At 61.7% G+C, this 21,765-nt stretch carries 21 protein-coding genes; 17 read left to right on the top strand and 4 right to left on the bottom strand.

Annotation, left to right across the window (positions count from 1 at the left end):
• Nucleotides 1-258: 258 nt before the first annotated feature.
• The 4 genes from radA to CUJ84_RS06055 all read left to right on the top strand — a co-directional run bounded on the left by radA (nt 259) and on the right by CUJ84_RS06055 (nt 4,831).
• Nucleotides 259-1,659, top strand: coding sequence for a DNA repair protein RadA (gene radA, locus CUJ84_RS06070; RefSeq protein WP_003558169.1), 1,401 nt, complete (start codon nt 259-261; stop codon nt 1,657-1,659).
• Between the two features lie 90 nt (nt 1,660-1,749).
• On the top strand, nt 1,750-2,376 hold the full coding sequence (locus CUJ84_RS06065) for a CvpA family protein (protein ID WP_029872969.1): 627 nt from the start codon (nt 1,750-1,752) through the stop codon (nt 2,374-2,376).
• Nucleotides 2,377-2,524: 148 nt separating this feature from the next.
• Complete coding sequence (gene purF / locus CUJ84_RS06060) at nt 2,525-4,015, top strand: amidophosphoribosyltransferase (protein ID WP_105005574.1); 1,491 nt, start codon at nt 2,525-2,527, stop codon at nt 4,013-4,015.
• Between the two features lie 75 nt (nt 4,016-4,090).
• Nucleotides 4,091-4,831: an SDR family NAD(P)-dependent oxidoreductase gene (locus CUJ84_RS06055; protein ID WP_105005573.1), complete on the top strand. Its 741-nt coding sequence runs from the start codon at nt 4,091-4,093 to the stop codon at nt 4,829-4,831.
• Between the two features lie 114 nt (nt 4,832-4,945).
• Here CUJ84_RS06055 and CUJ84_RS06050 read toward each other — a convergent pair whose 3' ends face one another.
• Nucleotides 4,946-5,695 (bottom strand): glycoside hydrolase family 25 protein, encoded by a 750-nt coding sequence (locus CUJ84_RS06050; RefSeq protein ID WP_105005572.1) that lies wholly within the window; start codon nt 5,693-5,695, stop codon nt 4,946-4,948.
• A 354-nt stretch (nt 5,696-6,049) separates the two neighbouring features.
• Between CUJ84_RS06050 and cysS the strand changes: the two genes are divergently transcribed.
• From cysS to rarD, 7 genes are all read left to right on the top strand, one after another.
• Nucleotides 6,050-7,441: a cysteine--tRNA ligase gene (cysS, locus tag CUJ84_RS06040; protein WP_018070572.1), complete on the top strand. Its 1,392-nt coding sequence runs from the start codon at nt 6,050-6,052 to the stop codon at nt 7,439-7,441.
• Nucleotides 7,438-7,914, top strand: a complete 477-nt coding sequence (locus CUJ84_RS06035; RefSeq protein WP_105005570.1) for a GFA family protein — start codon at nt 7,438-7,440, stop codon at nt 7,912-7,914. The genes cysS and CUJ84_RS06035 overlap by 4 nt, the downstream gene beginning before the upstream one ends.
• Nucleotides 7,911-8,399, top strand: a complete 489-nt coding sequence (locus CUJ84_RS06030; protein ID WP_105005569.1) for a GFA family protein — start codon at nt 7,911-7,913, stop codon at nt 8,397-8,399. The genes CUJ84_RS06035 and CUJ84_RS06030 overlap by 4 nt, the downstream gene beginning before the upstream one ends.
• A complete protein-coding gene (locus tag CUJ84_RS06025) occupies nt 8,396-8,872 on the top strand; it encodes a GFA family protein (protein WP_105005568.1) in 477 nt (158 codons plus the stop codon). The genes CUJ84_RS06030 and CUJ84_RS06025 overlap by 4 nt, the downstream gene beginning before the upstream one ends.
• On the top strand, nt 8,869-9,831 hold the full coding sequence (pip, locus tag CUJ84_RS06020; protein WP_105005567.1) for a prolyl aminopeptidase: 963 nt from the start codon (nt 8,869-8,871) through the stop codon (nt 9,829-9,831). The genes CUJ84_RS06025 and pip overlap by 4 nt, the downstream gene beginning before the upstream one ends.
• A 125-nt stretch (nt 9,832-9,956) precedes the next feature.
• The gene (cimA, locus tag CUJ84_RS06015; protein ID WP_105005566.1) at nt 9,957-11,570 is read left to right on the top strand and encodes a citramalate synthase; all 1,614 of its coding nucleotides are present in this window, start codon (nt 9,957-9,959) and stop codon (nt 11,568-11,570) included.
• A gap of 219 nt (nt 11,571-11,789) precedes the next feature.
• Nucleotides 11,790-12,704 carry an EamA family transporter RarD gene (gene rarD / locus CUJ84_RS06010; RefSeq protein WP_105005565.1) on the top strand — a complete coding sequence of 305 codons (915 nt, stop codon included), beginning with the start codon at nt 11,790-11,792 and terminating at the stop codon, nt 12,702-12,704.
• A 47-nt stretch (nt 12,705-12,751) separates the two neighbouring features.
• On the opposite strand, the gene CUJ84_RS06005 is transcribed toward rarD, so the two are convergent.
• On the bottom strand, nt 12,752-13,375 hold the full coding sequence (locus CUJ84_RS06005; protein ID WP_027685279.1) for a TIGR00730 family Rossman fold protein: 624 nt from the start codon (nt 13,373-13,375) through the stop codon (nt 12,752-12,754).
• Nucleotides 13,376-13,529: 154 nt separating this feature from the next.
• Here CUJ84_RS06005 and CUJ84_RS06000 point away from each other — a divergent pair, with 154 nt between their 5' ends.
• The 5 genes from CUJ84_RS06000 (at nt 13,530) to CUJ84_RS38250 (ending at nt 19,844) form a co-directional block, all read left to right on the top strand.
• Nucleotides 13,530-15,542, top strand: a complete 2,013-nt coding sequence (locus CUJ84_RS06000; protein WP_105005564.1) for a LysM peptidoglycan-binding domain-containing protein — start codon at nt 13,530-13,532, stop codon at nt 15,540-15,542.
• 212 nt (nt 15,543-15,754) lie between these two features.
• The gene (locus CUJ84_RS05995) at nt 15,755-17,632 is read left to right on the top strand and encodes an ABCB family ABC transporter ATP-binding protein/permease (protein WP_105005563.1); all 1,878 of its coding nucleotides are present in this window, start codon (nt 15,755-15,757) and stop codon (nt 17,630-17,632) included.
• 134 nt (nt 17,633-17,766) lie between these two features.
• Nucleotides 17,767-18,465 (top strand): phosphatidylserine decarboxylase, encoded by a 699-nt coding sequence (locus CUJ84_RS05990; protein WP_027685282.1) that lies wholly within the window; start codon nt 17,767-17,769, stop codon nt 18,463-18,465.
• 74 nt (nt 18,466-18,539) lie between these two features.
• Complete coding sequence (pssA, locus tag CUJ84_RS05985) at nt 18,540-19,385, top strand: CDP-diacylglycerol--serine O-phosphatidyltransferase (protein WP_018447395.1); 846 nt, start codon at nt 18,540-18,542, stop codon at nt 19,383-19,385.
• A 312-nt stretch (nt 19,386-19,697) separates the two neighbouring features.
• Nucleotides 19,698-19,844 carry a hypothetical protein gene (locus CUJ84_RS38250; RefSeq protein ID WP_003558132.1) on the top strand — a complete coding sequence of 49 codons (147 nt, stop codon included), beginning with the start codon at nt 19,698-19,700 and terminating at the stop codon, nt 19,842-19,844.
• A gap of 272 nt (nt 19,845-20,116) precedes the next feature.
• On the opposite strand, the gene CUJ84_RS05980 is transcribed toward CUJ84_RS38250, so the two are convergent.
• Together CUJ84_RS05980 and CUJ84_RS05975 are read right to left on the bottom strand one after the other, a co-directional pair.
• Nucleotides 20,117-20,881, bottom strand: a complete 765-nt coding sequence (locus CUJ84_RS05980; protein WP_105005562.1) for an SOS response-associated peptidase — start codon at nt 20,879-20,881, stop codon at nt 20,117-20,119.
• Nucleotides 20,882-20,923: 42 nt separating this feature from the next.
• Nucleotides 20,924-21,244, bottom strand: a complete 321-nt coding sequence (locus CUJ84_RS05975; RefSeq protein WP_105005561.1) for a YnfA family protein — start codon at nt 21,242-21,244, stop codon at nt 20,924-20,926.
• Nucleotides 21,245-21,316: 72 nt separating this feature from the next.
• On the opposite strand from CUJ84_RS05975, the gene CUJ84_RS05970 reads away from it, so the two are divergent.
• Complete coding sequence (locus tag CUJ84_RS05970) at nt 21,317-21,733, top strand: NUDIX hydrolase (protein WP_105005560.1); 417 nt, start codon at nt 21,317-21,319, stop codon at nt 21,731-21,733.
• Nucleotides 21,734-21,765 lie beyond the last annotated feature (32 nt).

Genomic DNA, 21,765 nt, shown 5'->3' with positions numbered 1-21,765 from the left:
TTCACCATTCCAGGATTACAGCGCCGCGCGTCTTTTCAGACGCGCAAAGGACGCTGTAACATTTTCAATCCTCGCATCGGCCCGAAAATCGATTCCGATTTTCGGGCCGATGCGCCAGAGGCAAAGGATAGGCATGGGTGCGCTGATGGGGAAATCATTAGTTTTGATCCGTTGCGATAGCCATTATCTCAAGCACGACGATGATTCGATGAAGCGGCGCGTCGCTTCACTCGCGAACCCTGACTGAAAGAGTATTTGATGGCGAAGGCCAGAACACAATTCATCTGCCAGAGTTGCGGCACGGTTCATAACCGCTGGGCCGGCAAATGCGAGAATTGCGGCGAGTGGAACACCATCGTCGAGGAAGACCCGATGGGCGGGATCGGCTCCGGTCCCGGCAAGACGCCGAAGAAGGGCCGACCAGTGGCGCTGACGGCACTCTCCGGCGAGATCGAAGAGGCGCCGCGTATCCATACCGCCATGTCGGAGCTCGACCGGGCGCTCGGCGGCGGTTTCGTGCGCGGTTCGGCGGTGCTGATTGGCGGCGATCCCGGCATCGGCAAATCGACGCTGCTGATGCAGGCAGCCGCCGCCCTTGCGCGGCGCGGCCACAAGATCATCTACGTCTCCGGCGAAGAAGCCGTGGCGCAGGTCCGGCTGCGGGCGCAACGCCTTGCGGCGGCCGATACCGACGTAATGCTGGCGGCCGAAACCAATGTCGAGGATATTCTGGCGACGCTCGCCGAAGGCAAGCGGCCGGACCTCGTCATCATCGATTCCATCCAGACGCTGTGGAGCGAACTTGCCGAATCGGCGCCGGGAACGGTGACGCAGGTGCGCACCGGCGTCCAGGCAATGATCCGTTTCGCCAAGCAGACAGGTGCCGCCATGGTGCTCGTCGGGCATGTGACCAAGGACGGGCAGATCGCTGGGCCGCGCGTCGTCGAGCACATGGTCGATGCCGTGCTCTATTTCGAAGGCGATCGCGGCCATCACTACCGCATCCTGCGCACGGTCAAGAACCGCTTCGGCCCGACCGACGAGATCGGCGTCTTCGAAATGTCGGACAAAGGCTTACGCGAAGTCGCCAACCCCTCGGAACTCTTCCTCGGCGAGCGCAACGAGAAATCGCCGGGTGCTGCCGTCTTCGCCGGCATGGAGGGCACGCGTCCCATTCTCGTCGAGGTGCAGGCACTGGTGGCGCCGACCTCACTCGGCACGCCGCGGCGCGCCGTGGTCGGCTGGGATTCTGCCCGGCTGTCGATGATCCTCGCAGTGCTTGAGGCCCATTGCGGCGTCCGGCTCGGCCAGCACGACGTCTATCTCAACGTCGCCGGCGGTTACCGCATCTCCGAACCGGCGGCGGATCTCGCCGTCGCCTCGGCGCTCGTTTCCTCGCTTGCCGGTATTGCCCTTCCTGCCGATTGCGTCTATTTCGGCGAAGTCAGCCTGTCGGGCGCCATCCGGCCGGTTGCGCACACCGCCCAGCGCCTCAAGGAAGCCGAGAAGCTGGGTTTTTCCGCAGCACTGCTTCCATCCGCCTCCGCCGAACTGCCGAAGGGCTCCAGCGGGCGCTGGAGCGAAGTCGGAAGCCTGCCGGATCTGGTCGCGCGCATCGCCGGATCGAAGGGAGCGCTGCGTGTGGAAGACGACGTTTGATCCTTTCATTGCCGGGAATGGTGATGATATAGGAGGCACACGATAAGGCACGACACGGCCGCCAAGCGGCAGTCCTGGAGTTGAATTTACATGCCCATTACGATTTTCGACGGTATTGTCATCGGCGTCGTGCTCTTCTCCGCCGTGCTGGCGATGGTCCGCGGCTTTTCGCGCGAGATCCTCTCGATCGCGAGCTGGGGCGGTTCGGCCGCCGCTGCCTATTACCTCTACCCGTACCTGCTGCCCTATGCGAAAAAATACACCGATGACGACCGTATCGCGATCGTCGGTTCGGCAGCGGTCGTCTTCCTGATCGCGCTCATCGTCATCTCCTTCATTACGATGAAGATCGCCGATTTCATCATCGACAGCCGCGTCGGCGCGCTCGACCGCACGCTCGGCTTCCTGTTCGGGGCGGCGCGCGGCGTGCTGCTCTTGGTGGTCGCCGTCGCCTTCTGGAACTGGCTCGTCGATGCCGACCACCGTCCGGCCTGGGTCAACGAAGCGAAGTCGAAGCCCTTCCTGGATTCGATGGTCGTGAAGCTGAAATCGGTTCTGCCTGAGCAATTTGCCCAGATGATACCGGAAAGCATCCGTGATAAGCTGCAGCCGCCGGCACAGGGCGCCGAAGGTACCACTCCACCGACGGGCGACCAGGCTCCGGCGGAAGACGCACCGACCGCGCCTGCAGACGGCGCGCAGCAGCCGGCGAATTGACACAGTGTTCAAGAGCTTGACCCGCCTTCCGGCAATCGCCATTTGAGCGGGACGTGAAATGAGGGTCCGGCCGGGCATTCCAGCTCCGCCGGGCTCAGCTATTTCTGGAAATGCCGATCCATTCTTGTGAGAGCAGAGGCCCGCAGAAATGAACCAGTCCCATTCCTTCCCGACCGACGATCCGCTCGACGGAGATACGCTGCATGAAGAATGCGGGGTTTTCGGAATTTTGGGACATCCCGATGCCGCCGCGCTCACGGCGCTCGGCCTGCATGCCTTGCAGCACCGCGGACAGGAAGCGGCCGGCATCGTCTCCTTCGACGGCAAGCGCTTTTATCAAGAGCGCCACATGGGCCTCGTCGGTGACCACTATACCAATCCGATGACGCTCGCCCGCCTGCCCGGCAGCATTACTGTCGGTCATACCCGCTACTCGACAACGGGCGAAGTGGCCATGCGCAACGTGCAGCCGCTCTTTGCCGAACTGGAAGAAGGCGGTATCGCCATTGCCCATAACGGCAATTTCACCAACGGCCTGACGCTGCGCCGCCAGATCATCGCGACCGGCGCCATCTGTCAGTCGACGTCCGATACCGAAGTCGTCCTCCACCTCATCGCCCGTTCCCGCCACGCTTCCACATCCGACCGCTTCATTGATGCCATTCGCCAGATGGAAGGCGGCTATTCGATGCTCGCCATGACGCGCACGAAGCTGATTGCCGCGCGCGACCCGACCGGCATCCGCCCGCTGGTCATGGGCGAACTCGACGGCAAGCCGATCTTCTGCTCGGAAACCTGCGCGCTCGACATCATCGGCGCCAAGTTCATCCGCGACGTTGAGAACGGCGAGGTCGTGATCTGCGAAATCCAGCCTGACGGCTCGATCAGCATCGATGCGCGCAAGCCCAGCAAGCCGCAGCCGGAGCGCCTCTGCCTGTTCGAATATGTCTATTTCGCCCGTCCGGACTCGGTCGTCGGCGGCCGCAACGTCTATACGACGCGCAAGAGCATGGGCATGAACCTCGCCAAGGAATCGCCCATCGATGCCGACGTGATCGTGCCGGTGCCGGATGGCGGCACGCCTGCGGCGCTCGGCTATGCCCAGCAGAGCGGCATTCCCTTCGAATACGGCATCATCCGCAACCATTATGTCGGGCGCACCTTCATCGAGCCGACGCAGCAGATTCGCGCCTTCGGCGTGAAGCTGAAGCATTCCGCCAACCGGGCGATGATCGAAGGCAAGCGCGTGGTGCTGGTCGATGATTCCATCGTGCGTGGTACGACGTCTCTCAAGATCGTCCAGATGATCCGTGAAGCCGGCGCGCGCGAAGTCCATGTCCGCGTCGCAAGCCCGATGATCTTCTTCCCGGATTTCTACGGCATCGACACGCCTGACGCAGACAAGCTGCTGGCAAATCAGTATGCCAATGTCGAAGCCATGGCCAAATATATCGGTGCGGATTCGCTCGCCTTCCTGTCGATCGACGGCCTCTATCGCGCCGTTGGCGGCGAGGATCGCAATCCGGTCCGGCCGCAATTCACCGACCACTATTTTACCGGCGACTATCCGACGCGTCTGCTCGACAAGAACGGCGAGTCCATGGGCAACAAGATTTCCATGCTCGCCAGCAACGGCTGATGCGGCTCGGCTTTCCCATTATCCATCCCGAGGGGTTCATCGCACCCCTCTCCCCTCGTGAGGGAACACCACATCATGAATATCAATCTTGAGGGCAAGATCGCACTCGTCACCGGTGCGTCGCGCGGCATCGGCTATTTCACGGCGCTGGAGCTTGCCAAAGCCGGCGCCCATGTGATTGCCTGCGCCCGCACGGTCGGCGGGCTCGAGGACCTCGACGATGCGATCAAGGCCATCGGCGGCACGGCGACGCTCGTGCCCTTCGACCTTGCCGACATGAACGCGATCGACGCGCTCGGCGGCTCGATCTTCGAGCGCTGGGGCAAGCTCGACATCCTCGTCGCCAATGCCGGCGTGCTCGGCGTCATTTCGCCGATCGGCCATATCGAGGCGAAGGTGTTCGAGAAGGTGATGACCATCAACGTCACCGCGACATGGCGACTGATCCGTTCGGTCGACCCACTGCTTGCCCTCTCGGATGCCGGCCGCGCGGTGATCATCTCGTCGGGTGCGGCCCACAAGTGCCGCCCCTTCTGGGGCGCCTATTCCGCGTCCAAGGCTGCGGTCGAGGCGCTGGCACGCACATGGGCCGGAGAAAGTCAAAGCACACCGCTGCGGGTCACCAGCGTCGATCCGGGGGCGACCCGCACGGCGATGCGGGCGCAGGCGGTGCCCGGCGAAGATCCGCAGACGCTGCCGCATCCCTCCGAGGTCGCAAAGGCGATCCTGCCGTTGCTCGGGCCTGGAGTGACCGAGACGGGTAAGCTGTTCATCGTGCGGGAGAACAAGCTCGTCGATTACCGGTTGCCGGAATAAGCTCCTGCATAATTCCTTAAATCGGAATCGATTTAAGGATAAAATTATGCAGCAATTCAAAGTGCCACAGCGTCCTTTGCGGCTCTCGAAAAGACGCGTGGCGCTGTCGACGTCTCAGTTCGCTGCAACTGCCGGGAACAGATGCGCCAGGCCCGCTTCCGACGGGCAAAGCGCATTGAGGTCAACCGGTCCCTGGATGCCGTCCAAGGTGCCGTTATCGGCAAATTGCCAGATTGACCAACGACTGCACTCTTCCTGCCTCGGTTCCCTGAATACACTACGCAGCCACAGATAGTGGTCGGGAAAGCGCGATTCATTGCCTTTCAGATATTGATCGAAGAACTCCTGCGTGACGTAGAAAATAGGCTTCTCCGGAAAAGTGCCCTTCAGCTCGGTGAAGAATGCGTTCACCTCGGCAGCCATTTCCTCGAGCGTCGGGATTTTGTTACAATTGCCGACAAACTCCAGATCGATGGCGATGGGCAGAGTTCCCTGTTCCTTCGGCACGGTCGCCAGGACGTTCTGCGCCTGATCCTTGCCCGGTCGGCAGAAGGTGAAGAAATGATAAGCGCCCCTGACCAATCCAGCATCTCCGGCGCGCTGCCAGTTGTCGGCGAATTTGGAATCCCGATGATCTCCACCTTCGGTCGCCTTCATGAAGGCGAAGCGGACATTCGCCTGCGAGGCAACCACCTTCCAATCGATATCACCTTGGTGATGGCTGACATCGATGCCTTGGATCGGATAGCTGCTTAAGGAAGGATTGTTGAAGCGAAGCATTCCGAAATCGTATGCGAAATATGCAGCGAATGCGACCACCAGCATTGCGGTCGCTCCGATCGTCGATCGAGCCGGTCTCCGCATCCCTTCCTCCCTATTAACAACAGCTTCTCAACCGGCTATGCGAGATTTGCGCCGCGAGAATGGCGGGCGAATTTCAAGGGCGCGCCAACTGGTTTCACCAGATGTCGCGGCTGCGATCGATTCATCGGATGGATGGATCCTGTTGCCGCTGGATCGCTCTTCGCCCCCTTGACCGGAAGCGCGAACCGGGCCATAAAACCCGCCATGAAAACGGTTATCTGCATTATCTGCCGGAAAATTATTCGCTAGCGCGAGCGCTGGCCCGGCCGTTTTCGTCTCCCAAATAGTCAAGATGCGAAACGCCCCGGTCCGCCGGTCGCGATATTTTTCTGATCGTGCATTTGGGAGAGTAAAATGGACGCGACGCCGGAACTGAAGCTGTACAACACGCTGACACGGGAAAAATCGGTCTTTTCGCCGATCGATCCCAACAATGTCCGCATGTATGTCTGCGGCCCGACCGTCTATGACTTCGCTCATATCGGCAATGCCCGGCCGGTCATCGTCTTCGACGTGCTGTTCCGGCTGCTGCGCCATGTCTATGGCGAAGACCACGTCACTTATGCCCGCAACATCACCGACGTCGACGACAAGATCAATGCGCGGGCGCTTCGGGACCATCCGGGCCTGCCGCTCAACGACGCGATCCGCGCGGTAACGGAAAAGACCGAGACCCAATTTCACGCCGATGTCGCCGACCTCGGCTGCCTGGAGCCGGACTTCGAGCCGCGCGCCACCGACAATATCGTTGAGATGACCGAGATCATCGAGAAGCTGATCGGCAACGGTCATGCCTATGTCGCATCGGGCGAAGTGCTGTTCGACACCAAATCCATGGCGGATTACGGTCAGCTTTCGAAGCGCCCGCTCGACGAACAGCAGGCCGGCGCCCGCATCGCCGTCGACGCACACAAGAAGAATCCTGGCGATTTCGTGCTCTGGAAGCTGTCGAGCCACAACGAGCCCGGCTGGGACAGCCCTTGGGGCCGCGGCCGGCCCGGATGGCACATCGAATGCTCTGCGATGAGCAAGCGTTATCTCGGCGATGTCTTCGACATTCACGGCGGCGGGCTGGACCTGATCTTCCCGCATCATGAAAACGAGATCGCCCAGTCGCGCTGCGCCCACGGTACCGAGGTGATGGCGAATGTCTGGATGCATAACGGCTTCCTGCAGGTCGAAGGCCGCAAGATGTCGAAATCCGAAGGCAATTTCGTCACAATCCACGAGTTGCTGCACACGGAAACCTTCGGCGGCCGCAAATGGCCGGGCGAGGTGTTGCGCCTTGCCATGCTGATGACGCATTACCGCGAGCCGATCGATTTCTCGATCAAGCGACTGGAAGAGGCCGAACGTCTGCTCGCCAAATGGCCGGCAACAGATGCCGGCGATGCGGCGCCCGATGAAAGCGTGCTGAACGCGCTTTCGGACGACCTCAATACGGTGGCGGCGGTGCAGGCATTGCATGCGTTGGCGCAAGCTGCCCACACGGATCCTGCCGTGGGCGCCACTTTTGCCGCAACGGCCGACCTTCTGGGCCTGCTGCCGAAGAAGATGGAGATCGACGAAGCCGTCGCATCGGCAATCGATGCGCTGATCGCAATGCGTCTCGAAATGCTGAAGGCGAAAAACTTCACTGAGGCCGACAAGATCCGCGACGAGCTGACGGCCAAGGGTATCCAGTTGAAGGACGGCAAGGATCCGGTGACCGGCGAGCGCGTGACGACGTGGGAGGTCAAGAGATGACGACCTATACCGGCGGATGCCAATGCGGAGCGATCCGTTTCCGCGTCAGCGGCGACATCAAGGATTCGTCGATCTGTCATTGCCGCATGTGTCAGAAGGCGTTCGGTGCCTATTATGCGCCGCTGGTCTCGGTGCGCGGCGCCGATTTCGAATGGACACGCGGAGAGCGGAAAAGATTCCGCTCTTCCAATTTCGTCGAGCGTGGCTTCTGCGGCGATTGCGGCACGCCACTGACCTACGAGGCGCCGGATGGAATGGCGATTGCCGCCGGCGCGTTTGACGACCCTTCGGCGTTTCCGCCGGTGATCCAATTCGGCATCGAGGACAAGATCGGTTTCGTCGATCATCTGCACGAATTGCCGGGCCACCGGACGGAGGAGGATGCACAAGCCGCCCCCTTCCTGCTCGAGCTCGTCTCCTGCCAGCATCCCGATCATGAGACGCAGACATGGCCACCGAAGGAGCTCGGATGACGGCGGAATCAGACAGAAGCGGCGGGTGTCAGTGCGGAGCGTTGCGCTACCGCGCCAAAGGCGAACTCGGCTATCCCCATCTTTGCCATTGCCGTATGTGCCAGAAGGCAGCCGGCAACTATTTCATGCCGCTTGCCGGGGTGATGCGCAGCGATTTTACCTTCACACGCGGCACGCCGAAATGGTTTCAGTCCTCGGATCTGGTGCGGCGCGGCTTCTGCGGCGATTGCGGCACGCCGCTGTTCTACGACATTCCGGAGACTGATTTCATCAACCTCACGCTCGGCTCGCTTGATGATCCCGATGCGGTCAAGCCGGTGATGCAATCGAACACCAGCCAGAAGATGTCCTGGTTTCACGCGCTGGATGGCCTGCCGCTGGAACCAGAGCCTGAAACGCCCGACCGCGAGAACGCGATCGCGGCAAGCAACCATCAGCACCCCGACCACGACACGAAAAGCTGGCCCCTCGGAGAAAGCTCATGACGGACACGATAAAGACAGGCGGATGCCAGTGCGGCGCCTTGCGCTTCCGCATCTCGGGCAAACTAGGACGTCCCTCGATCTGCCATTGCCGCATGTGCCAGAAGCAGTTCGGCGGTTTCTTCTCCGCGCTCGTCACCACGCCTGAGGAAGGGATGGAATGGACGCGCGGCGAGCCGAGCTACTTCCAGTCCTCGGTCAATATCGAACGCGGGTTCTGCAGCAATTGCGGCACGCCGATGACCTATCGTCATCCAGGCGGGCTGGAGCTTGCGATCGGCACCTTCGACGACCGCAGCGACCTCGCACCGCTGATCCAGGTGAATTATGAGGCCCGCCTGCCCTGGGTCGAGGAAATCTTCGAGGCGCCGGTGCTGAAGGATCAGGATTTCTACTCACGACAGGAGGCGATCATCTCCTTCCAGCATCCCGATCACGACACAGAAGTCTGGCCCGCGAAAGGCGTGAAGATATGACCGAGATACTGCGCACGCTCTATCCCGAAATCGAACCCTATGCTTCCGGCCATCTCGATGTCGGCGACGGCCATGTGATCTATTGGGAGCGCTCGGGTACGCCTGGCGCCAAGCCCGCCGTCTTCCTGCATGGCGGCCCGGGCGGCGGCATCTCGCCTGCCCATCGCCGGCTCTTCGATCCTGCTCTCTACGACGTCATGCTGTTCGACCAGCGCGGTTGCGGCAGGTCGACGCCGCATGCGGAACTCCATGCCAACACGACCTGGCACCTCGTTGCCGATATCGAGCGGCTGCGCGAGATGGCAGGCGTCGACACCTGGCAGGTGTTCGGCGGCTCCTGGGGCTCGACGCTGGCGCTCGCCTATGCCGAGACGCATCCAGAGCATGTCTCCGAGCTCATCCTGCGCGGCATCTATACGCTGACCAAGGCCGAACTCGACTGGTATTATCAATTCGGCGTCTCGGAGATGTTCCCTGACAAGTGGAAGCGCTTCATCGCGCCCATTCCGCCGGAAGAGCGGCATGAGATGATGCATGCCTATCATCGCCGTCTGACGCATGAGGACAGGAACGTCCGCCTCGCGGCGGCGCAGGCCTGGAGCATCTGGGAAGGCGAAACGATCACGCTGCTGCCAGAACCTTCGACGAGCTTCAAGTTCGAAGAGCCGGAATTCGCCTATGCATTTGCGCGCATCGAGAACCATTTCTTCGTCCATGCCGGCTGGATGGACGAGGGACAGCTGATCCGCGATGCGGGCAGGCTCAGGGATATTCCCGGCGTCATCGTGCATGGCCGCTACGACATGCCCTGCCCGGCCAAATATGCCTGGCTGCTGCACAAGGCCTGGCCGAAGGCGGAATTCCACCTGATCGAGGGCGCGGGCCATGCCTATTCGGAGCCGGGGATTCTCGATCAGCTGATCCGGGCGACGGACAAGTTTGCCGGGAAGCAAGACTGATCGTTGGTATTGGGGCAGCCCCACACCCTAGCCTCTTCCCGTCAGAAAACGGGGAGAGGCGACGGCAGCCGGATGAGGGGCAGCATCCGCACTTCACAACAACCCGCTTGGCGGGAGGAAACGACATGAAAGAACGCATCTACCTCTTCGACACGACGCTCCGGGACGGGCAGCAGACGCCCGGCATCGATTTCTCCGTCGAGGACAAGATTGCGATCGCCGCCATGCTGGACGAGTTCGGCCTCGATTACGTCGAGGGTGGATATCCCGGCGCCAATCCGACGGATACGGCCTTCTTCAGCGAGAAGCGCACCAGCCAGGCCAGCTTCGTCGCCTTCGGCATGACGAAGCGGGCGGGCGTTTCGGTCTCCAACGATCCCGGCATTGCCGGGCTGCTTCAGGCCAAAAGCGATGCCATCTGTTTCGTCGCCAAGAGCTGGGATTATCACGTCGCTGTGGCACTTGGCTGCACCAACGAGGAAAACCTCGAATGCATTGCCGAAAGCGTCAAGGCGGCGGTTGGCGCGGGCAAGGAGGCGATCGTCGATTGCGAGCATTTCTTCGACGGCTTCAAAGCCAATCCGGCCTATGCGCTCGCCTGCGCCAAGGCGGCCTATGAGAGCGGCGCGCGCTGGGTGGTGCTCTGCGACACCAATGGCGGCACGCAGCCGCCGGAGGTGCGGGCGATCGTCGAGGCGGTGATCGCTTCAGGCGTTCCCGGGCACAGTCTTGGCATCCATGCGCATAACGACACCGGCCAGGCGGTCGCCAATTCGCTTGCCGCCGTCGAAGCCGGTGTCAGGCAGATTCAGGGCACGCTGAACGGCATCGGCGAGCGCTGCGGCAATGCCAATCTGGTGACGCTGATCCCCACGCTGGCGCTGAAGAGTGCCTACAACACACGTTTCGAAACGGCGATCGACGAGGAGCGGCTGCTCAACCTCACCCGGCTCTCGCATGCCTTCGACGAGTTGCTCAACCGCTCGCCCGACCACCAGATGCCCTATGTCGGCGCTTCCGCCTTCGCCACCAAGGCCGGCATCCATGCATCGGCGCTGATCAAGGACCCGCGGACCTATGAACACGTGCCGCCGGAAACCGTCGGTAACTTCCGCAAGGTCATGGTGTCCGACCAGGGCGGCAAGGCGAACTTCATCAATGCGCTGAAACGGCGCGGCATCGCGGTCGCCAAGGACGATCCGAAGCTCGACCTGCTGATCTCGATCGTCAAGGAACGTGAATCCATCGGCTATGCCTATGAGGGCGCGGATGCGAGCTTCGAACTGCTGGCGCGCCGCACGCTTGGCACGATCCCGGAATTCTTCACCATCGAAGGCTTCCGCGTGATGATCGAGCGCCGCTTCGACAGTCTCGGGCGCGTGAAGATCGTCTCGGAGGCGGTGGTCAAGATCACCATCGACGGCCAGACGCTGATGTCGGTTGCCGATGCCGAAGGCCCGGTCAACGCGCTCGACCTCGCGCTACGGAAGGATTTCGGCAAGTACCAGCACGAGATCGACGATCTCGTGCTCGCCGATTTCAAGGTGCGTATCCTCAATGGCGGCACGGAGGCGATCACCCGCGTGTTGATCGAATCCACCGACAGCGACGGTGTGCGCTGGTGGACGGTCGGCGTCTCGGAGAACATCATCGACGCTTCGTTCCAGGCGTTGATGGATTCCGTCATCTACAAGCTGATGAAGAACCGGCAGTTGGCGGGCAAGATCGCGGCGGAATAAACCTATTCCGCCGGCTCGGCGACGAGACCCCAGCCCTCGCCCGAATACCATTCGCTTCCTTCGGACTCCGCTCTCCACCACAGGGCGTCGGATATCTTCGCGTCCATCGCTTCGTCTTCTGCTTCAAATCCTCTCACCCTTCATTCAACGAAATGAATTGGCCTATTCACGGCGCTTAAGCTAGGCCGGATCAGAAGAAGAACAAAGATGGAAACACCGATGTCGACCGATGCATCCGTTCCGTTGGCTAAGAACGAAGACAGTCCGCGCGGGTTCGCCTTCGCGCTGACGGCCTATCTGCTCTGGGGCTTCCTGCCAATCTACATGAAGGCGGTGGCGCATATCTCGCCGGCCGAGGTGATCGCGCATCGCATCGTCTGGTCGCTGCCGTTGGCGGGCATCGTGCTGATCGTGCTCGGGCGCACACAGGACATCCGCGCAGCACTTAGCTCGCCGCGCATGCTGGCGATGGCGGCGCTGACGGCCTCGCTGATCACCGTCAACTGGGGCACCTATGTCTGGGCGATCGGCGCCGGCCATTCGCTCGATGCCGCACTTGGCTATTTCATCAATCCGCTGTTCAGCATCTTCCTCGGCGCGGTGTTCCTCAAGGAAAAGCTGCAGCCGCTGCAGATCGCGGCGATCGTGCTTGCGGCGCTTGCCGTCGCCATTCTCGCGCTGGATAGCGGCGGCATCCCGTGGGTGGCGCTGACGCTGGCGATCAGCTGGGGTTTCTACGCCCTGTTGCGCAAGACGCTGCCACTCGGGCCGAACCAGGGCTTCTTCCTCGAGGTGCTGATCCTCAGCGGGCCGGCCCTCCTCTATATCCTCTATCTGGAATTCGGCAGCGGCCAGGGCCACTTCTATCGCACCGGTCTTGCCGACACGACCCTGCTGCTCGGCTGCGGCGTCATCACCGCCGTGCCGCTGATGATTTATGCGAACGGCGCCAAGCTGTTGAAGCTCTCGACGATCGGTATCATGCAGTATATCGCGCCGACGATGATCTTCCTGATCGCGGTCTTCGTCTTCCACGAGCCATTCGGAACGGCGCGCATGATCGCGTTCCCGCTGATCTGGGCGGGGCTGTTCCTCTATAGCTGGTCGATGCTGAAGGGAAGCCGCGGGCGCTAGCAATTCCAGCAAATGTGAAAGCCGAACCGCTCCAAAGGCGCCCCCGCCTACATCTTCGAAATCACCTCGTCCTCGCCGTTACGATCGGCAGCGAGTTGGGCTGCCTGCGCCATGATCGCCGGAATGATGCCCGGGATCTCGTCGACGACGAGTGGCTGCACCCGGTGGGCGGTGTGCAGGAAGCCTTCTTCGGTCATATGGCGCATCAGTTCCATCATCGGATCCCAGAACCCGTTGACGTTGGCAAAGACCATCGGCTTCTCGTGGCGGCCGAGCTGCGCCCAGGTCATGATCTCGACGATCTCCTCCAGCGTGCCGATGCCGCCGGGCAGCGCGACGAAGGCATCGGAGCGCTCGAACATGGTGTGTTTGCGCGCATGCATGTCAGGGGTTACAATGAGTTCGTTGAGCTGACCGAGCGAATGGCGAGTCGCTTCCATATCGATCAGGAATTCGGGAATGATGCCCGTGACCTGACCGCCGCCTGAAAGCACCCCGCTTGCAACCGCGCCCATGATGCCTTTGGTACCCCCGCCATAGACGAGGCGCAGGCCGTATTCGGCGATCTCTCTTCCGAGAGCACGCCCGGCCGCCATGTGGGAAGGATCGCGTCCCGGCCTTGAGCCGCAGTAAACGCAGATGGATCGAATCGATACAGATTGTTCGGTCATAGAGGCAAACAACTATTCCATTTCAATGCAGTCAAGAAAATTGACTGAAAAGCAGCGTGCCTAGCTTGCCTAATTGCTTTGAATGCTTGTGAAAAGCAACGGGAATCGCTAGCAATTTCGGTTACTACGGCAAATTGCCGCTCTGGGAGACATAATGATGAAGAACCGTGCCGGCTTGCTGGCCCTTGCAGTGCTCGTAATCGCAATCCTACTGATGGTGTTTTTCGTCATGCCGCGTATCGGTGGCGATGCAACCAAGGTCGGCGACGCCATCAACCAGGCGAGCACGGAGCTCAAGAACACGGTTAACGAGGCCGCAAAGACATCGCGCTCCGCTGTGGCCGACTCGGCTGCGGTCGCCGACCAGGTGGGTCGCCTTTCGGCCGATGCCGGCGTATCGCTCAGCGAGCTCAAGGCGCTGTTTGCTGACGGCAAGGGCCCTGCCATCGATGTCTTCACCGCCGCCAAGACCAAGGCCGTCAGCGCGCTGACCGCACTTGCCGATTTTGCAATTCCCGAGGGCCTCGATCCCGCGACCCAGACCCTTGCCGCCAAAGCCAAGGACGGCGGCGCGAAAGCGCTCGCCATCGTCCAGTCGCTGCCCGAGAATATCGCCGATGCGCTTGTCGCGCTCGCCAAGGCCGAGGTTGCGCTGACGGGTGCGCCGGAGCCTGCGGCGAACACGGCAGCGGAGAACACCGGCCCGAAACTTCCGGCCTTCGACGTATTGCGCGTTGAGCCCGACGGCTCGACGGTGATTGCCGGCTCCGCCGAACCGAACGGCAAGCTCGAGGTGCTCGACGGCGAAAAGGTGGTGACGACGGCCAATGTCGATGCGAGCGGCGATTTCGCCGCCGTCCTCGACGATCCGCTTCCGGCGGGCGACCACCAGCTCGTGCTCAAGTTCACGGGCAAGGACGGCAAGAGCATGCTTTCCGAAGAAGTCGCGACGATTTCCGTGCCGAAGGACGGTAATGGCGCCAATCTGCTCGCCATGGTCTCCAAACCCGGGGCGGCGAGCCGCATCATCACCGCGCCGAAGGCCGGAACCGAAGTTGCCGATGCCTCCAATCCGATGGCGCCGCCTGCGGACAAGCCGGCAACGGGGGAAAGCTCGGCTGCCGCAACACCTGCACCAACCGGCGAACTGGCGCTGCAGACGCCGAACCTCACCGACACCTCCTCTGGCGGCGCAGCTACGGCACCGGATAAGACGAATGTGCCCGATGTGATGGTCAATGCCGTCGAAATCGAGGGCAACAAGATCTTCATCGCCGGTACGACGCGCTCCAATGCCAAGGTCATCGGTTATGCCGACGACAGCCTCGTCGGCCAGGATACCGCCGGCTCCGACGGGCATTTCGTCATCGACGGTGTGGTGGCGCTTTCGGTCGGCGACCACAAGATCCGCGTCGATGTCGTTGATCCCGCAGGCAAGGTGATTGTGCGTGCGGCGGTGAATTTCAATCGCCCGGCCGGCGATCAGGTGAGGGTCGCCGCGCAATCGGTCCCCGCCGACGCGAACGACGCTTCCGCGATGGTGCCGCTCGACGAAGGCGAGCTCAGCAAACTCAAGGCCGAGGCCGGCAAGGCCTATGGCCTGCTGAAGGGACTGTTTGCCGATGGCAAACTGCCAGGCGCCGAACAGCTTGCGGCGGCGCGCTCGGCAACGGAATTCGCGTTGCGCTCCGTCGCCGACTTCCGCCCGGCGGCCGATGCGTCGGACGCCTTCAAGCAAACGTCCGGCTCGTCCTCGCAGATCGCCGGCAATGCGCTGAAGCTGCTGCAGGGCCTGCCTAAGGATGCAAAATCCGTCGGCGCCGCGCTCGAAAGACTGGGCGGGATGATCGCCGAACTCACCGCCGCACCCGCGCCGGCAGCGCCATCTGCAAACGATGTCGGAAGCAGCCAGCCGAAGACGATCGAACAGGCGCCGCTGACGGCGAACAACGCGGCGGTCATCATTCGCCGCGGCGACACGCTGTGGCAGATCTCGCGCCGCACCTATGGCCTCGGCGTTCGTTACACGACAATCTACATCGCCAACGAGGACAAGATCATCAATCCCGATCGCATCCGCCCTGGCCAGATTTTCGGCCTGCCGAAGGATGTACTGCCGAATGCCGAAGAACTGCATCGCAAGCGCATGTCCGGCCAGCATCTGTAAGCTGTAAAATAACACGGCAAGGCCGGGCGGGATAAGCGCCCGGCCTCGTCGTTTCCTTACCCCAGCAATTGTTGTATTCGTCCGCCCGGCACCCTATCTGGCGGTGGCGGCTGCGGGTTGTGGGAAGCGCTTTCAGGCACGTCCCGGTTCCGCGCTCTTGCCGGCATCGAATCGCCGTAATCGCGGCAAGCCCATCCGGGCTGGAGACAATCATGGCAAACGGCAAGACAGTCTCGGAATCCAACCTGCCGCAGACGCTTCTCAACCTCTGGCCCTATATGTGGCCGGCCGGCCGGCCAGACCTCAAGATGCGCGTCGTCTGGGCTTCGGTCTTTCTGCTGATCTCCAAATTCGTATTGCTGCTCGTCCCCTATTTCTTCAAGTGGTCGACCGATGCGCTGAACGGCAGGATGGATCTTGCCGGCTCGGTGCCGCCGCTGCTGGCCGGCGCCATCGCGCTGGTGATCGCCTATAACATCACCCGGCTGATCCAGCTTGGCCTCAACCAGCTGCGCGACGCGCTCTTTGCCAGCGTCGGCCAGCATGCCGTGCGCCAGCTCGCCTACAGGACCTTCGTCCACATGCACGAGCTGTCCCTGCGCTTCCATCTGGAGCGCAAGACCGGCGGGCTTTCGCGCATTATCGAGCGCGGCACCAAGGGCATCGAGACGATCGTGCGCTTCACGATCCTCAATTCGGTCCCGACCGTCATCGAATTCCTGCTGACGGCAGTGATCTTCTGGTGGGGTTACGGCTTCTCCTATCTCGCCGTTACCGCCTTTACCGTCTGGGCCTATATCTGGTTCACGATCCGCGCATCCGACTGGCGCATCGCCATCCGCCGGTCGATGAACGACAGCGATACCGACGCCAATACCAAGGCGATCGACTCCCTCCTCAATTTCGAAACCGTCAAATATTTCGGCAATGAGGAGATGGAGGCCAAGCGCTTCGACAAATCGATGGAACGCTACGAGAAGGCGGCGACCGATGTCTGGACCTCGCTCGGCTGGCTGAACTTCGGCCAGGGCATCATCTTCGGCATCGGCACGACCATCATGCTGGTGCTGTCGGCCCTGGCCGTGCAGCGTGGCGAGCAGACGGTCGGCGATTTCGTCTTCGTCAATTCAATGCTGCTGCAGCTTTCCGTGCCGCTCAACTTCATCGGCTTCGTCTACCGCGAAATCCGCCAGGGGCTGACCGACATCGAGCAGATGTTCGACCTGCTTGAGGTGAAGGCCGAGGTCAATGATGCGCCCGATGCGACGGAGCTTCGGATCGGCCAGGGCGCGATCTCCTTCAAGGACGTGCACTTCTCCTACGATCCGGCCCGCCCGATCCTGAAGGGCATTTCCTTCGAGGTGCCGGCAGGCAAGACGGTCGCCGTCGTCGGCCCGTCGGGTGCCGGCAAATCGACGCTGTCGCGCCTGCTCTATCGTTTCTACGATATCCAGAGCGGCGCGATCACCGTCGACGGCCAGGATATCCGCACGGTGACGCAGAAGAGCCTGCGTACGGCGATCGGCATGGTGCCGCAGGATACGGTGCTGTTCAACGACACGGTCGCCTACAACATTCGCTACGGCCGCACATCGGCCAGCGACGGCGAGGTCTTTGCAGCCGCCGAGGTGGCGCAGATCGCGCATTTCATCGAAACGCTGCCCGAGGGTTTCGAAACCAAGGTCGGCGAGCGCGGGCTGAAGCTTTCAGGCGGCGAGAAGCAGCGGGTGGCGATCGCCCGCACCATCCTCAAGGCGCCGCCGATCCTGATCCTCGACGAGGCGACGTCGGCGCTCGACACGACGACGGAACGGGAAATCCAGGAAGCACTCGACCTGGTTTCGAAGAACCGCACGACGCTTGTTATCGCCCATCGGCTTTCGACGGTGATCGGCGCCGATGAAATCATCGTGCTCAAAAGCGGCGAGATCGCCGAGCGCGGAACACATGCCGCCCTCCTCGAAAGAAACGGCCTTTATGCCTCGATGTGGAACCGCCAGCGCGAAGCGACACAGGCAGAGGAACATCTGAAGCAGGTGCGCGAAAGCGACGACCTCGGCGTGATAACGCGGCTTGCTCCGGCAAGCTGAGCCGGGAGACAGACGCCGGCCGGCTTTTGTTGTTCAGAACCGCGCCGTGGGAACCAGGGCCGAGGCCACAGCATTGCCCCGGAGACGGTTTTTCGCTAACCAGCAAAAATGAAAACGCAAGGAGACCGGCAGCCATGAGCCTGTTCAACACGGTTCGCAACACGATCGTCCCCGTGCACAAGGAGGGTTATCCCTTCGTTGCCGCCTTCTTCGTCGCGTCGCTGGTCTTGGGCTGGATCTTCGAGCCGCTCTTCTGGATCGGCATGATCTTCACGCTCTGGTGCGCCTATTTCTTCCGCGATCCCGAGCGCGTGACGCCGCAAGACGACGATCTGGTGATCTCTCCCGCCGACGGCAAGGTCTCGGCGATCCAGATGGTGACCCCTCCGGCAGAGCTCAACCTCGGCTCCGAGCCGATGCTGCGCATCTCGGTCTTCATGAACGTCTTCAATTGCCATGTGAACCGGGCGCCGATGCGCGGGCGCATCGTCAGCATCAACTACCGCTCCGGCAGCTTCGTCAACGCCGAGCTCGACAAGGCGAGCGAGGACAATGAGCGCAACGGGCTGGTGATCGAAACCCGCCACGGCCAGATCGGCGTCGTGCAAATCGCCGGCCTCGTCGCGCGGCGCATCCTCTGCTGGGCAAATCCGAACGAACCGCTGGATGCCGGCGAACGTTTCGGCCTGATCCGCTTCGGCTCGCGGCTCGATGTGTTTCTGCCCGCCGGTGCCGCACCACGCGTCTCGCTCGGCCAGACGGCGGTAGCGGGAGAAACTGTCATCGCCGAATTCGCCTCCGCCAAGGGTCCCGTCATCAGCCGCCGCAGCTAAAGCGGTTCAGTTTTCTCGGAAGCGACCGCTGCGCAGTTTTGCTGGAATTGCTTTAGGAACGATTGGAACGCGATATGGAAACGCCTTTTCCGCCTTTCGAGCCCAATGGGCCGGATGATTCCGCCCGCGGCCCGCGTCTGCGCGAAATCCCGCTCCGGCTCGTCTTTCCGAACCTCATCACCATTCTGGCGATCTGCGCCGGGCTGACCGGCATCCGGCTGGCTTTCGAGAATCGTTATGAGCTCGCTGTCTCCATGGTGCTGCTCGCCGCCTTCCTCGACGGCATAGACGGGCGCGTAGCGCGGCTGATGAAGGCGACTTCGAAGTTCGGCGCGCAGATGGATTCGCTGGCCGACATCGTCAATTTCGGCGTCGCGCCCGCCCTCGTCGTCTATGTCTTCGCGCTCGACCAGGCGCGCTCGCTCGGCTGGATTGCCGCCCTGATCTATGCGATCGCCGCCGGGCTTCGCCTTGCTCGCTTCAATGTCATGGCCGAACGCGAAAACAAGGCGAGCTGGCAATCGGAATATTTCGTCGGCGTGCCGGCGCCGGCCGGCGCCATGCTGGTGCTGCTGCCGGTCTATCTCGGCTTCCTCGGGCTGGCGACGGACCGCACCTTCGCCTATCTCTCATCGATCTACACGGTGCTCATCGCCTTCCTGCTGATCAGCCGGCTGCCGGTCTGGTCGGGCAAATCGGAAGGCAACCGCTTGCGGCGCGATCTCGTGCTGCCGATGATGCTCGGCGTCGTGCTCTATGTGGCTCTGCTGATGAGCTACACCTGGGAAGTGATGGTCTTCACCGTTGCCGCCTACCTCGTATCGCTTCCCTTCGGCGCCCGGAAATGGCGGCGGAAATACGGGACGCTGACGATCGAGGAGCCAGGCATCGGCGACGACGATATCGGTCGACACATCTGACCTCCGAGCATTTCCGGATTTCTTCGAATGACGGAAATGCTTCTCTCCCTTCGTTCTGACGGATCCCCGGGAAAAGCATGCGCTTTATCCGGGTGAAAACCGTTTCGCGCTTTTCCCCAGAAAACCGCTTTCGGATTTTTATTGGAACTGCTCTCTTCAGTAAGTATTAACCAACGTAGGCTTCAGTTAAGCCTCGCGAATTATGGTGCGCGTTTATAAATCCTGATGGGATGCGTCTCTGTTTTGTCGCTATTTATGACGAAACAGCAAATTATAAAATGCCTAGGGAAGAACCACGTAATGGAGAGTATCGTGACCTCGAAGAAGAGCAGTACAGGCGAACAGCAGGCGGCCAAGCCAGACCTCGCCGCCAACTATCGCCCCGTCGGCCTGAAGGCTGTTGCCGCAGCATCGCTGATGGCGAAGCATAAGCCGACCAGCGTCAAAAAATCCGCTTGAAGCGCCGCGCTTCCAATCGGAATCATGGGCGCTTCAAGTCTGGCCATGCATGTCGTCATCCCCAAAACTGCGGCATGCATTTGGGTGGCATGCGTTAGGCATCGCTGACGAAGCGAATGAAGAGGCTTATCGCCAGAATCCCATGAGGATGCCGATTATGCCGTCCCTACCCGCCCCGCGGCGGGTCTGGCGAAACCCGGCGCCATAACCACCCCAAAGAACCAGACGAACGATTCGGACACAGCACCGAGCGCGAGCCGGCGAATACCGTTTCAGAAGAAGCTGAGCTGGCCACCGTCTGGCTTTTGCTTCTCGGGCGCCTTCAGCGGCTTTTCGATGACGACCGGCTCCTGCAGGTCAGGACCCATATTGGCGACCTTGTTGACCTTGTCGGAGACCGGGACAGCCTCGAAGAAATCGTCCTGAACGGGCAGCAGCAGGTCGGCCACCCCCCGCGGTTCCTGGGTCTTGCAATCGAGCCAGCGGGAGAAATCCTCAGGCTTGATGACGACAGGCATGCGATCGTGGATCGCTGATATGGCTGAATTGGCTGCTGTCGTCAGGATCGCGCCGGTATCGACCTCGGAGCCGTCGGCCGAGGACCATGTCTCCATCAACCCGGCAAAGGCGATGACCCCACCCTGGCGCGGCCTGATCCAGTAGGCCTGCGGCCGCTCGCCGCTTTCCTTGGACGGGCGATGCCATTCATAGAAGCCGGAGGCTGGAATGAGCACGCGGCGATGACGCATGGCTGCGCGGAAAGAGGCTTTGCCGATCGCGGTTTCGGAGCGCGCGTTGATCAGCAGCGGGAAGTCCTTCGGGTCCTTGACCCAACCCGGCGTGAGGCCCCAGCGCACGAGCACGGCGCGCCGGTCGGCCAAATTGCTGCCCTGCTCCCTGCCCTCGCCTGATATGACGACGAGGATCGGTTGCGTCGGCGCGATGTTGTAGCGCGCCGGAAAATCGTCGAGATCGAGACCGGAGAAGACGTCGCGCAGGTCGGCGCTGGAGATTGTCAGGGCGAAACGTCCACACATCGGCCTGTCTTTGCACCCCGCTTGGCATCCGGTCAAGACGCCTCAGCCTCTCGGCGCGAAGAGGATGAGGCTGGCGCCGGCAAGGCAGATCAGCGCGCCGCCGATATCGTAACGATCAGGCACTCGGGCTTCGACCAGCCACAGCCAGAGCAGCGAGGCAAGGATATAAATGCCGCCATAGGCCGCGAAGGTACGGCCGGCAGCCTCGCTCGGCACCAGCGTCAGAAGCCAGGCGAAAAGCGCCAGGAAGACCATGCCCGGTGCCAGCAACCAGACAGGCTTTTCGAGCTTCAGCCATGCCCAGAAGGCAAAGCAGCCGGCGATCTCGAAGAGGGCAGCAAACGCAAAGATGATGTAGGTCACGGAAGCACCTTTCGAATCCTCGTCGCACTATTCCTCCGATAAGATGAGCCATCACAGCAAGAGCAGCCTCCGATGATCTCCACTGCCAAACCCGGCTCCGCCGCCATTCTCGAACGCGACGGACGATTCCTGCTGGTGTTGCGCCGCAACCCGCCTTCCGCCGACATGTACGCCTTTCCCGGCGGGCGCGCCGAGCCTGGAGAAACGCCGGAGCAAACGGCATTGCGTGAATTCCATGAAGAGACCGGCATTTCGGCACGGAATCCGCGGCTGTTTTCGACCTACGACCTGAAGACGCATGCGGCCGACGGCAGCGTCAACAGCCATTTCCTGCTGTCGGTCTTCCGCGTCGATGCGGATCGGGACGCGGTGGCGGAAGCCGCCGACGATGCGGCCGCCCTCGGTTGGTACACGGTGGAGGAAATCCGGCGGCTGCCCGTGCCGCAGAGCGTACTTGAATGCGCTGAGCGGCTGGCGGGCGGCGAATAGACGTGGAAACTTTCAAGTAAGCCTTGTTGCCG

It is taken from the genome of Rhizobium leguminosarum (genome assembly GCF_002953715.1).
GTDB lineage: Bacteria > Pseudomonadota > Alphaproteobacteria > Rhizobiales > Rhizobiaceae > Rhizobium > Rhizobium leguminosarum_V.
This window is presented reverse-complemented; position numbering and strand designations above follow the sequence as displayed.

Coding starts and splice junctions, on each gene's coding strand:
- pssA (WP_018447395.1), top strand. CDS start 18,540: ATGGAAACGCCTTTTCCGCCTTTCGAGCCCAATGGGCCGGATGATTCC.
- CUJ84_RS06030 (WP_105005569.1), top strand. CDS start 7,911: ATGACGGCGGAATCAGACAGAAGCGGCGGGTGTCAGTGCGGAGCGTTG.
- CUJ84_RS06005 (WP_027685279.1), bottom strand. CDS start 13,375: ATGACCGAACAATCTGTATCGATTCGATCCATCTGCGTTTACTGCGGC.
- CUJ84_RS05980 (WP_105005562.1), bottom strand. CDS start 20,881: ATGTGTGGACGTTTCGCCCTGACAATCTCCAGCGCCGACCTGCGCGAC.
- cysS (WP_018070572.1), top strand. CDS start 6,050: ATGGACGCGACGCCGGAACTGAAGCTGTACAACACGCTGACACGGGAA.
- rarD (WP_105005565.1), top strand. CDS start 11,790: ATGTCGACCGATGCATCCGTTCCGTTGGCTAAGAACGAAGACAGTCCG.
- pip (WP_105005567.1), top strand. CDS start 8,869: ATGACCGAGATACTGCGCACGCTCTATCCCGAAATCGAACCCTATGCT.
- CUJ84_RS05990 (WP_027685282.1), top strand. CDS start 17,767: ATGAGCCTGTTCAACACGGTTCGCAACACGATCGTCCCCGTGCACAAG.
- cimA (WP_105005566.1), top strand. CDS start 9,957: ATGAAAGAACGCATCTACCTCTTCGACACGACGCTCCGGGACGGGCAG.
- CUJ84_RS06035 (WP_105005570.1), top strand. CDS start 7,438: ATGACGACCTATACCGGCGGATGCCAATGCGGAGCGATCCGTTTCCGC.
- CUJ84_RS06055 (WP_105005573.1), top strand. CDS start 4,091: ATGAATATCAATCTTGAGGGCAAGATCGCACTCGTCACCGGTGCGTCG.
- CUJ84_RS06000 (WP_105005564.1), top strand. CDS start 13,530: ATGATGAAGAACCGTGCCGGCTTGCTGGCCCTTGCAGTGCTCGTAATC.
- CUJ84_RS05970 (WP_105005560.1), top strand. CDS start 21,317: ATGATCTCCACTGCCAAACCCGGCTCCGCCGCCATTCTCGAACGCGAC.
- CUJ84_RS06065 (WP_029872969.1), top strand. CDS start 1,750: ATGCCCATTACGATTTTCGACGGTATTGTCATCGGCGTCGTGCTCTTC.
- CUJ84_RS06050 (WP_105005572.1), bottom strand. CDS start 5,695: ATGCGGAGACCGGCTCGATCGACGATCGGAGCGACCGCAATGCTGGTG.
- purF (WP_105005574.1), top strand. CDS start 2,525: ATGAACCAGTCCCATTCCTTCCCGACCGACGATCCGCTCGACGGAGAT.
- CUJ84_RS06025 (WP_105005568.1), top strand. CDS start 8,396: ATGACGGACACGATAAAGACAGGCGGATGCCAGTGCGGCGCCTTGCGC.
- CUJ84_RS05995 (WP_105005563.1), top strand. CDS start 15,755: ATGGCAAACGGCAAGACAGTCTCGGAATCCAACCTGCCGCAGACGCTT.
- radA (WP_003558169.1), top strand. CDS start 259: ATGGCGAAGGCCAGAACACAATTCATCTGCCAGAGTTGCGGCACGGTT.